We start from the raw sequence: 9,823 nt of genomic DNA, 5'->3' as shown, positions 1-9,823 counted from the left end.
AAGGCTAGGGTTCCGGGATGACGTTGGAACTTGTGCAGGTGAACTTCAAGGCCCGGGACGACTCGGCGCTCGGCCGCTTCTGGGCGCAGGCGCTCGGCTGGAGCATGTCGAGCGAAGGGCCGGGCGTCACCAACCTGGAACCGGTGGGCTTCGACTGGCCGGACCCGTCCGCCGTCTGCATCGATCTCGTCCGCGTCCCGGACCCGGAGACGGTGAAGTACCGGGTGCACCTCGAGCTCGCCACCACCTCCGAGGCCCATCGGACGGAGCTGGTCACCCGCCTCGGGAAACTGGGCGCCACGCACGCCGACGTGGGCCGGAGCGACGCACCGCGGACGGTGCTGGCCGACCCGGAGGGCAACAGGTTCGGCGTCCTGGAGCCCAGCGAGCGCTACCGGGACACCGGGCCGATAGCCCGCGTGGTCGTCTCCTGCACCGACCCACGGGACCTGGCCCGCTTCTGGGGCGCGGCGATCGACTGGACCGTCCACGAGCTGACCGACGACCGTGCTCTGCTGCGCTCGGCCAAGGACGTGGGGCCGTACCTGGAGTTCCGCCGCACCCCCGACGACGAGGCCGGGTGGAACCGCATCCACCTCGACGTGATGTCCGACCCGGTCGAGGACCAGGCCAGGGAGGTCGCTCGGCTCGAAGCTCTCGGCGCGACACGGACCGATGTTGGTCAGGGGGATGTCTCCTGGGTCGTCCTGACCGACCCCGCGGGCACCGAGTTCTGCGTCCTCGGCCGGGGCTGACGCTTCGTACGTCAGCCTCGGCGGCCGAAGACCTGCCGGGCCGTGCCGAGGTCCAGGAAGACGGTCTCCCCGGTGGCGTCGTCCAGAGCGTCGTTGTCGGTGACGGCGTAGACGCGGCCGTCACCTCCCACGGTCGGCCCTTCGAGCTTCTCCTGCGTCCAGCCGTTGGTGGCCCGCAGGTCCGGCAGCACGTCGTGCGCGAGCCTCTTCGGCAGGACCCGCAGGGCTCCCGAGGGCGCCGCCGACTTCGGCGGGTCCACGGTGTAGATCCGTTTGACCCTGGCGGCGGGGCCGTTGAGCTTGTCGCGCTCGTCACCGCGAGCCGGTCGCCGACCGCGGTGATCTCGGACAGCCCCATCCAGTCACCGGCGGTGCCGGTGGGTTCGAGCCGGTAGCCGTACCAGCTCCAGGTGCCGGCCGTCACGTCGTAGCGTCCCAGCCGCACGACACCCGCCGGGTCGCCGGCGGCCTCCCGCTGGAGCGCGGCCCACACGACCTCGTGCCCACGCCGGTCGGTGGTGGCGGTGACACCCTCGAAGCCCTGATTGCCGAGGCCCGCGGCGACGTCGGCCGGCAACGGGACGACCTGCCGGGTCACGCCCCGCGCGTCGAGCCGGACGAGCTTGTTGCCCGCGCCCGTCCCGCCCTCGACGGCGAGCCAGAAGCCGCCCTGCGGCCGGGCGTGGCTGCCCTCGGCGTCATAACCCGCGGGGCGCCCCCCGGTGTCCTTGGCGGTCGGTTCCCGGGTGATGACGGCGGGGCGGCGGGCCGTGTCGACGGTGAGGATGCGGGTGGTGGAGTACGCCGCGTCGGTGACCGTGTAGAGCCGGTGCGGCCGGCCCGGTGCCGCGGACAGCGCGCCGAGCGCTCCCCAGCCGATCGGGGCGCCGCGGTCGTCGTCGGCCGAGACGACGCCCGGGAACGAGGGGGCGTGCCCGGTGCCCCGACCGAGCCGGAACAGGCTCACGGACGCGCGCATGCCCGCCTCGGCGTCGTCCTCCTCGCTGGAGACCGCGAGCAGTCCGCGCGACGGGATCGGCAGCAGGCCCTCGGGGCCGTTGGTGGCGGGCAGCAACTGGCGAAAGACCGGCCGGGTGGGGCGGCTGACGTCGTAGACCGCGACGAAGTTGTCGCGCTCCGAGCCGACGAAGGCGTAGGGCACGCCGTCGTACTGGGCGATCGCGATGCCTTCCGGCTCGGCGCCCTTCTTCCCCGACCGGCCCTCGTTGTGCAGGCCGTGGCGCACGGCGAGCCGTTCGAAGCTGTTGCCGGCGTCCCAGACCGGCCTGCCGGTGCGGCCGTCGAACACGGACCAGCCGCGGGTACCGCCGCGCCGGTCGCCCTCGTTGGCGGTGGCCAGGTAGCGGTCGTCGATCCAGCCGACGGCGTCGGGCTCGCGCGGGAGGTCCTCGATGGACCCGCTCACGGTGGCGGGAGGAGCCTCACGACGTGGACTGCCCGGAAGGCCCCGCGCCGACCTTCGCCCCGCCGCCCGAGCTGCCCAAGCTGCCCACCGAGGAGCTTCGGACGAAGCTTCCCCGGGTCCCGACGGGCGGCCGGGTGGACGAGAGCGAGGTTCGCCGTACGCTCGCCGCGCTCGACCTCGATCCGCGGATCCGGACCGAAGTGGAGGCGGACGGCGGCCGGGTCGGCGTCCTGCTGTCGGTGAAGGGCGACCACTTCGGCCCGCAGGACTGTCTGCTCGCCCGCGTCGTGCCCGGCGCGACCGAGGTCTGGGTGCCGCCCCGCATCCAGCGGATGCCCGGAGAGGGCGGCTGCAGTGTGGCCAACGCCCTGGACCCGGCACCGGCACCGCACTGACAGCGCTCCGCCCGCCGCGCACAATGGACTCCGTCGCCGGCACGGTGGCCGTCGACGGAAGGAGAAGCGTGGGCGGGATTACCTCGAAGAGCGTCGCCTCCGGGATGCGGGAGGCGGCGCGTGCCCTGCTCGCCGTCCTGGAGCCGGAGCAGGTACGTGAGCTGCGCGCCGTGCCCGGCCGGTTGGACGCGCCCGAGCTGCGCGAGTGGACGTATCTGCCGGGCCCGCGCCCCGGACTTTCCACCGAAGGGCTCGACGGCCGGCAGCGCGAGGTGGTCAACGCGCTCCTGGCCACGGCGCACAGCGCGGCGGGAGCGGAGCTGGTGCGCGGGGCGATCGAGGTGGAACGGCACCGCCGCGCCCGAATGGGGCACTCGGGGCCGGACCGCTACTGGGTGCGGCTGCTCGGCGACCCGGACGGCGACGAACCGTGGGGCTGGCGGCTGAACGGCCACCACCTGGCCGTCCACGTGCTGGTCACGGGCGCCGGGATCCGGGTGACGCCGCACTTCGTCGGCGCGGAACCGGCTCGCACCGGAAACGGCCCGCGGGCCGGCCTCCGGCCCCTGGGCCCGGAGGAGGACCTGGCCAGAGAGCTGATCACGAGCCTGCGCGGCACCGCGCGGGCGTCGGCGCTCTTCGCCGCCGCACCGCCAAACGACATCCTGACCCGGGCCGACCCGTTCGCCGATCCGGGTCTCCTTCCGGAGGGCCTGCCGTACGACCGCCTGACGCCGGGGCAACAGCGCCTTCTGGAGCGTCTGGTGCGCCGCTATCTCGACCGTGCGCCCGAGGCGTACGCGCGCGAGTGCTGGTCCGACGCCGTGCACCGGGGGCTGGGTTCCCTGTCCTTCGCCTGGGCCGGCGGCCTCGCCCCTGGGGACCGGCACTACTACTGCGTCCGCGCCCCGGACTTCCTGATCGAGTACGACAACACGCAGGACGACGGCAACCACGCCCACTCCGTCTGGCGGCACGTCCGCCACGACTGGGGAACCGACCTGCTCCGCGGGCACTACACGGAGCAGCACTTCTAGAGACCGTCACCCGTACGGGCGCGGACGCAGGATGTGACACGTTGGGAAGTGAACGGGATGCCGTGCCGGGGCCCTCGCTGCAGCAGAGGGTCCAGGGCGTGCTCGACGAGCTCGTCGGTACGGGGGCCGAAACGGGCTTGCAGGTCGCCGTGTACCACCACGGTGCTCTCGTCGTCGACGCCGTCGCCGGTGTCGCCGACAGCCGGACCGGGCGCAGGGTGACTCCCGACACCCCGTTCTTCGGTTTCTCCGCCGGCAAGGTCATGACGTCGCTCCTCGCCCACCTGCTCGTCAAGAGCGGTCGGGTCGGGTACGACACGCCGGTGGCCGAGCTGTGGCCGCGGTTCGGCGCCCACGGCAAGGAGACCGCGACTCTGCGGCACGTGCTCACCCACTCTGCCGGCGTGCCGGCCATGCCCCGTGACGTCGGCCCCGGCGACCTGGCCGACTGGTCGCGGGTGTGCACGGCGCTCGCCGACGCCGCACCGCGGTGGCACCCCGGGACCAGGACGGGATACCACTCGTTCACCTACGGCTTCCTGGTCGGCGAGGTCGCGCGCCGGGCGACGGGCAAGCCGATGCGACAGCTCCTGCGCGAGTGGATCACCGGGCCGCTGGGTCTGGACGGCGACCTGTACTTCGGTGTGCCCCCAACGGACCTGGCCCGGCCGGCCCGCCTCGAGGACGCGGCACCGCACCCCGTCGGCCCGCCCGACGACGAGGCCGTCCTCGCGCCCTGGGAGATGCGACCGGCCGCGGCCCTGGGCAACAGCCGCGACATCCTCCAGGCGGACATCCCGTCGGTGGGCACCTTCACCGCGCGGGGAGTCGCCGCCATGAACGCCGCGGTCCTCGACGGCCGGCTCATCGGTCCGCACCAGCTCGCGCAGGTGACGGCGGTGGCCTTCGAAGGCACCGACCAGGTCTTCGGCCATCACGCCCGGCTGGGCCTGGGCTATCCGCTGGGCCGCATCGGCACGCGGCCCGACGACTCCCCCACCACCTTCGGCTGGGTCGGTGGAGGCGGCAGCTACGTCTACGCCGACACCGCCACCTCCACCGCTTTCGCCCTGACCAAGACCCGCCTCACCCCGCACTTCGACACCGCGCAACGACTGGCGGACCTGACGGCGGCCGAGTTCGCCGGCCGGACCTAGCCCGGCCTCAGGCGTCCGCGATCCAGCTGCCGTGGAAGCCCAGCGGCACCCGGCCGGGCACGCCCCGTCGACGGCCTCGTACGCGCGCCACATCTCGGCCGCGCTCGCGGTGTAGGCGTAGCGGTGCCGTCGTGAGACCAGGGACTCGTTGATGCGCGGGAACTCCTGCGGCCGGTCGTCCAGCCGAGTGCCGCGGACCCGGTCGGCCCGCAGGTCGATCGTCCACCGGTCGAGCGTCGGGGCCCCGGTGGCGGAGGGGCCGCCCGTGCCGCGCCCGGCGGCGTAGAACAGCGCGGGGAAGCCGATGTACTCCAGCACGACCGTGTCACCCTGGTCGTAGGCGTTGAGGGTGTGCGAGTAGTACACGGGGTCGATCTCGAACCAGCGCGTGGTGCCGCCGGTGCGCGGCAGCACCGGCGCGAAACCGCTCGCCGTCCGGGACGGCTCCACCGCCGTCGGCGCCTTCGTCGTACAGGACGCGGACGACGGTACGGCCGACCACCGCTGGCGCATCCTGCACTGAACGGCCATTGACACGCGTGTGCGAGTCGTTCGAGGATGACCCCCGTTGACAACGTTGTCGCCTGGCGAAGAGGACCATCATGGGCCCCGTTTCCCTCCCTGTAGGCCGCAGGCTCCTCCTGCAACTCCTCGGCGCGACCGGCGCCGCGGCCACCCTCCAGCCGGCACTGGGGTCCCCTTCGGCCGCCGCGGCCGCTTCCGGAGCCGCCCGGAGCGTCGACCCGCCGGACGACGTCGCCGCCACGTACCTCCGCGTGCTGCTGCGGCACACCCGCTGGTCCGAGACGCAGTGGGACGAGGCCAAGGGTGCTTACAGCGACCGGAACTTCGGGTTCGCCGTCGTCCTCGGGCATGCCGTGCTGCTGACCCACGGGACCTTCGACGAGGACGCGGCCGGCGTCGGCCGGGAGACGCTCAGGCACCGCACCCTGGCGACCCTGCGCCACTACGCGGCCTCCAACCGGCTGACCGGCGGCACCCAGTGGGGCCGCACCCTGTTCTTCGACACCACGTTCCAGTCGTACTTCGTCCTCGCCGCGCACCTGCTGTGGGACGAGCTCGACGCCGCCACCCGCTCCGCGGTCGACACCATCACCCGCGAACAGGCGGCGTACACGCACTCCCTGGGCACGGGCGACGACCCGTACTCCGGCTCCTGGACCCCGAACGGGCTCGCGGGCGGGTACGTCGGCGACACCAAGCTGGAGGAGATGGGGCTCTACGCGCAGACCCTCGCTCCGGCGCTGGCCTGGGCCCCGGGCGACCGGCGCCGCTCCAAGTGGGCGGCCGACTACGGCACCTGGTCGCGCAACGAGGGCGGCCTGCCGCCCGCCGACCTGGCCAACCCCGCGCGGGTGGACGGGGTGCCGGTCTCGCACAACACCGCGCACAACGCGTACGACACCTTCATCGTCGAGAACCACGGCTCCTTCGGCCCGCACTACCAGGAGGAGATGTGGCGCACCTCCGGGCGCAACGCGGCACACTTCCTCGCCGCGGGGCAGCCGCTGCCCGAGGTCCTGACGAGACAGCCCAACGCACAGCCGCTGTGGCGGACCCTGCTGGGCGTCATGTCGGACGCGGGCGAGCCGCTGATGCCGATGGTGGACGACCGCGAGCACCTGTACGGCAGGGACGTCATACCGCTGGCCTTCCTGTCGCGGGTGGCGGGAGACCGGGCGGCGGCCCGCGCGGAGACGGAGCTGGCCGCACGCCTGGAGGCGTACCAGGCGTACCCGCCCGAGTACCGGCTGGCGAAGTTCTCGGGCGAGCCCAAGTACGAGCCGGAGGCGCGCGCGGAACTGGCCATCAGCTATCTGCTGCACGTGTGGCCGCAGGCCGGGCCGCAGGTACGTCCCCTGTCGCGCGAGGAGTTGTTCGCGTACGCGTCGGGGGTCACCGACTTCGGGACCGGCCCCGGTCTGGTGTCCCACCAGTCGCCCGCGGCCTGGGCGGGTGCGGTGTCGAAGCCCGGGTTCGTGAAGTTCGCCTGGCAGCCGGCGCACGACGACTGGCTGTTCCGGCTCGGCGGCGCCACCCCGATGTTCCTGCCCTCGACCGCCGCGGCGGTCACCGGCAGGACGGTGCGCGTGCACACGGCGCTGCGGGACGGCTTCGACGGCAGCGCCACGGTGCTGCGTCTCGGCGAGGGCTTCGCCGGGTACGCGACACTGCCCACGGGCGCCGTCGTCTACGCCTGCGAGGGGCCGGGCGCGGCTGCTTCGCGGCTGGAGGTGCACAACCTGACCATGCCCGGGGTGGCGGGCCTGGACGGCAGCCGCACCTACCGGTTCGCGGAGGGCTCGGCCACGGTCCGCGCGCAGGACGCCACGCCCTCGGCCGCGGGGCGCGTCGACGAACTGACCTTCCCCGGCACGACGGTGCGGCACCTGCGCATGCTGGGCGTCCAGCCCGACCCGGCGTACGGGTACTCGCTGTACGCGGTCGAGGCGCGGGACGGGGCCGACGGGCCCGACCTCGCGCGGGGCGGCACGGCGACGGCCTCCTCGCAGTCGGCCGGCATGGGGCCGGAGCTGGCCGTGGACGGCAACGGCGCAAGCCGCTGGGCGGTCTCGCGCGAGGACCGCAAGCGGGCGGACAGCTGGTGGGCCGTCGATCTCGGCGCCGAGCGCGCACTGGACCGGGTCACGCTGCGCTGGGAGGCGGCCGCCGGCCGCTCCTACCGGATGCAGGGTTCGCCGGACGGCGAGCAGTGGACCGACCTGGTGACCGGCCCGGCTCCCGCGCTGCGCAGCGGCGGCGGCTGGCTCGACGTCGACGGCCGTGCCGGGCTCGTCGTCCGCGGCGACGGCAAGCACACGCTGGCGGTGTACGGCGACACGATCGTCCCGGCCGAAGGGGCCCGGGAGCCGCTGGTGATCGAGGGGCACTGCGGTGTGTCCGCCGGGGAGCTGAGCGCGCTGGCCCGTCGCGCCGCGCCCACCGCCGGGGACGGCCGGGTCCGCGCGGCGCGGGTGGACGGGTACCTGAGCCTGTTCAACCTGTCGGCGCAGGAGGTGGAGACCCGGGTCGCGGTGCCGCAGCAGGGCGGAAGCCGGGTGGTCTACGAGGGTGAGCAGACGGTGACCCGGGAGGGCATCGACTACGGTGCGCGGCTGGACGCGGCGTCGGCCTCGCTGCTCGCGCCGCGCTTCACCCTCACCGCGCTGTCCGGCCGCTCCCTGCCCTGCGGGCTGCGGGTCCGGGTGGCCGACGGGGCGACCCTGATCCTGTCCGGTGCCCACTGCCGGCTGCGGATCGAGGCCCAGGGCAGCGGCACCGAGGCGACGGTGCGGGGCGGACGCGAGACGCGGGTGACGCTGCGCGGGGCAGCGGCCTTCCCGCACCACGACCACGCCCTGGGCCGGAACACCTTCCCGACCCATCCTCTGCCGCCGGGGATGTCCGGCCCCGGTGCCGCCGTGGACGGCGACCCGGACACGGCCTGGCGCCCCGGTCGCGACGGCCGCATGGTGGTCGACCTGGGGACGCGCACCGGGGTGCGGTGGGTGGAGGCGCGGTGGAGGACCGGCGCGGCGCCGGCGACCCGGGTGGAGTTCAGCACCGACGGGGTGCGCTACCAGCAGGTCGGCACCCTGGACGGACGTGGACGCGTACGCCGGCTCACCCGGGCGGGCTCGGCCCGGTACGTCGCGGTGTCCGTGCAGGGTGCGCCGCACGCACACGAGGGGCTGGTCCGGCTCTCCGTGGGCTGAGGCCGCCACCCGCGCCGCGTGGCGTCCGGCAGTACGGACGCGAGGGCACGGCAACCGCCCGCTGCCCGGTCCCACCCGGGACGGCGGCGGGGGCCGGTGGACGTCAGTCCAGTACGAAGGTGCCGCCGGCGCTGGTCGCCAGGTCGGCTCCGAGGGCGGCCGCCGGTGTCCAGGCCCCCGGCCGGCCGGCGCCGCGGGCCAGCAGTCCGGTGACGGTGGCGGTGACGTCGGTCGTGAAGTCCATGCCCTCGCCGGCCCGGAGCCAGCCCTCGCGCCGGGTGCCGTCGGCCCACTCCACGACGGCGTGGCCCCAGGAGTGCTCGCGTGGACGGGGCGCGGCCTTCACGGTGACCCGGCCGAGCCGGTCGACGGCGAGGCGCCGCAGCGCCGGGACCGACAGCAGGCGGCCGAGCAGCGGGAGCACGGCGCGCAGGAGCGGAGCGGTCGGCGCGAGGGAGGACGTCGCGGTGACGAACGGTGCCCCGGCCGCCGCCCGCGCCGCGACGAGTTCACCGGAGGCGACACCCGCCGACCTGGCCGACGTCCCGTCGGGGAAGGTGAGTCGCCGCGGGTCGGCGCCGAGGCGCGAGCGCACCAGCTCTCCGTCGGCGTAGCGCCGCCCGCCGGCGGTGAGCGCGTCCACGATGCCCGAGGCCAGGGCGGCGCCGAGGGCGCCGGACTCCACGGCCACCGAGGCCACGGAGTCGACTCGCACCCGGTGCGGCACGGGCCGCCCCTCGCACAGCTTCACCACGACCGCCTCCGTCGCCAGCACCCCGAATCCGGCGCCGGTGACCAGGGTGCTGCCCGCCCGCGTCGCTTCCTCGTGCAGGGCGAGGAGTCCCTCGACGGCGACGACGTCGTTGGCCTGGTCGACGTAGTGGCCGCCGACCGACATGCAGGCACGGGCGATCACCGGCGCCGTGGTGGCGTAGGCGCCCATCGTGTTCACCACGACCCGGGGGCGCTGCCGCACCACCTCCTTCGCGATCCGCTCCGCCGAGTCGGCGACGACGACCTTCGCGCCGGCGGGGAGGCCGGCTTCGGCACCTGCCGCGGCCATCCGCTCGCGGCTGCGCCCGACCGGCACGACCGTCAGGCCCCGCGCGGCCAGTCGGCCGGCCACTCCCCGTCCCACACGGCCGGTGGCCCCGACGATCCACACCTCGTCGTCCGTCCTGTTCTCGCCGGTCGTTCCGCTGGTCCCGCTGGTCTCGGTCATGGCCCTGTCCCTGTCTGCGCGGCACCGGGACGCACGTCCCAGTGATGACACACCGTGCCATGACTTCAGGCTAGCACTGACGACACAGCGAGAC

Annotated in this window: 9 protein-coding genes and 3 pseudogenes; 7 read left to right on the top strand and 5 right to left on the bottom strand. The window is 74.4% G+C overall.

Features of this window, described 5'->3' with window-relative positions; genetic code table 11:
- The first annotated feature begins 17 nt into the window (after window positions 1–17).
- Entirely contained in the window at window positions 18–755 is a 738-nt protein-coding gene (locus tag ACFV9J_RS12825) for a VOC family protein (RefSeq protein WP_385353381.1), read from the top strand.
- Between the two features lie 11 nt (window positions 756–766).
- Here the strand turns inward: ACFV9J_RS12825 and ACFV9J_RS12820 are convergent, their stop codons facing one another.
- Entirely contained in the window at window positions 767–1,015 is a 249-nt protein-coding gene (locus ACFV9J_RS12820; protein ID WP_385353379.1) for a hypothetical protein, read from the bottom strand.
- 122 nt (window positions 1,016–1,137) lie between these two features.
- Window positions 1,138–1,734 (bottom strand): annotated as a pseudogene (locus ACFV9J_RS12815) (esterase-like activity of phytase family protein); the annotation flags it as partial.
- On the opposite strand from ACFV9J_RS12815, the gene ACFV9J_RS12810 reads away from it, so the two are divergent.
- A complete protein-coding gene (locus ACFV9J_RS12810; RefSeq protein ID WP_385353377.1) occupies window positions 1,733–1,870 on the top strand; it encodes a hypothetical protein in 138 nt (45 codons plus the stop codon). The pseudogene ACFV9J_RS12815 and the gene ACFV9J_RS12810 overlap by 2 nt on opposite strands.
- A 23-nt stretch (window positions 1,871–1,893) precedes the next feature.
- Here the strand turns inward: ACFV9J_RS12810 and ACFV9J_RS12805 are convergent.
- Window positions 1,894–2,064: pseudogene (locus ACFV9J_RS12805) on the bottom strand (hypothetical protein); the annotation flags it as partial.
- A 140-nt stretch (window positions 2,065–2,204) separates the two neighbouring features.
- On the opposite strand from ACFV9J_RS12805, the gene ACFV9J_RS12800 reads away from it, so the two are divergent.
- The 3 genes from ACFV9J_RS12800 (at window position 2,205) to ACFV9J_RS12790 (ending at window position 4,770) form a co-directional block, all read left to right on the top strand.
- The gene (locus tag ACFV9J_RS12800) at window positions 2,205–2,576 is read left to right on the top strand and encodes a hypothetical protein (RefSeq protein WP_385353375.1); all 372 of its coding nucleotides are present in this window, start codon (window positions 2,205–2,207) and stop codon (window positions 2,574–2,576) included.
- Window positions 2,577–2,644: 68 nt separating this feature from the next.
- Window positions 2,645–3,613 carry a DUF3500 domain-containing protein gene (locus ACFV9J_RS12795; protein WP_385353373.1) on the top strand — a complete coding sequence of 323 codons (969 nt, stop codon included), beginning with the start codon at window positions 2,645–2,647 and terminating at the stop codon, window positions 3,611–3,613.
- 98 nt (window positions 3,614–3,711) lie between these two features.
- A complete protein-coding gene (locus tag ACFV9J_RS12790; RefSeq protein ID WP_385353371.1) occupies window positions 3,712–4,770 on the top strand; it encodes a serine hydrolase domain-containing protein in 1,059 nt (352 codons plus the stop codon).
- 141 nt (window positions 4,771–4,911) lie between these two features.
- On the opposite strand, the pseudogene ACFV9J_RS12785 reads toward ACFV9J_RS12790, so the two are convergent.
- Window positions 4,912–5,136: pseudogene (locus ACFV9J_RS12785) on the bottom strand (carotenoid oxygenase family protein); the annotation flags it as partial.
- Window positions 5,137–5,170: 34 nt separating this feature from the next.
- Between ACFV9J_RS12785 and ACFV9J_RS12780 the strand changes: the two are divergent.
- A complete protein-coding gene (locus ACFV9J_RS12780; RefSeq protein ID WP_385353369.1) occupies window positions 5,171–5,293 on the top strand; it encodes an RICIN domain-containing protein in 123 nt (40 codons plus the stop codon).
- Window positions 5,294–5,372: 79 nt separating this feature from the next.
- Window positions 5,373–8,507 carry a discoidin domain-containing protein gene (locus tag ACFV9J_RS12775; RefSeq protein WP_385353367.1) on the top strand — a complete coding sequence of 1,045 codons (3,135 nt, stop codon included), beginning with the start codon at window positions 5,373–5,375 and terminating at the stop codon, window positions 8,505–8,507.
- Between the two features lie 103 nt (window positions 8,508–8,610).
- Here ACFV9J_RS12775 and ACFV9J_RS12770 read toward each other — a convergent pair whose 3' ends face one another.
- Window positions 8,611–9,729, bottom strand: coding sequence for a saccharopine dehydrogenase NADP-binding domain-containing protein (locus tag ACFV9J_RS12770; RefSeq protein ID WP_385353365.1), 1,119 nt, complete (start codon window positions 9,727–9,729; stop codon window positions 8,611–8,613).
- Window positions 9,730–9,823: the final 94 nt, after the last annotated feature.

It is taken from the genome of Streptomyces sp. NPDC059906 (assembly GCF_042730645.1).
GTDB lineage: Bacteria > Actinomycetota > Actinomycetes > Streptomycetales > Streptomycetaceae > Streptomyces > Streptomyces rubrogriseus.
Note: the sequence above shows the minus strand (reverse complement) of the source record. Positions and strands in the feature narration are given on the sequence as shown.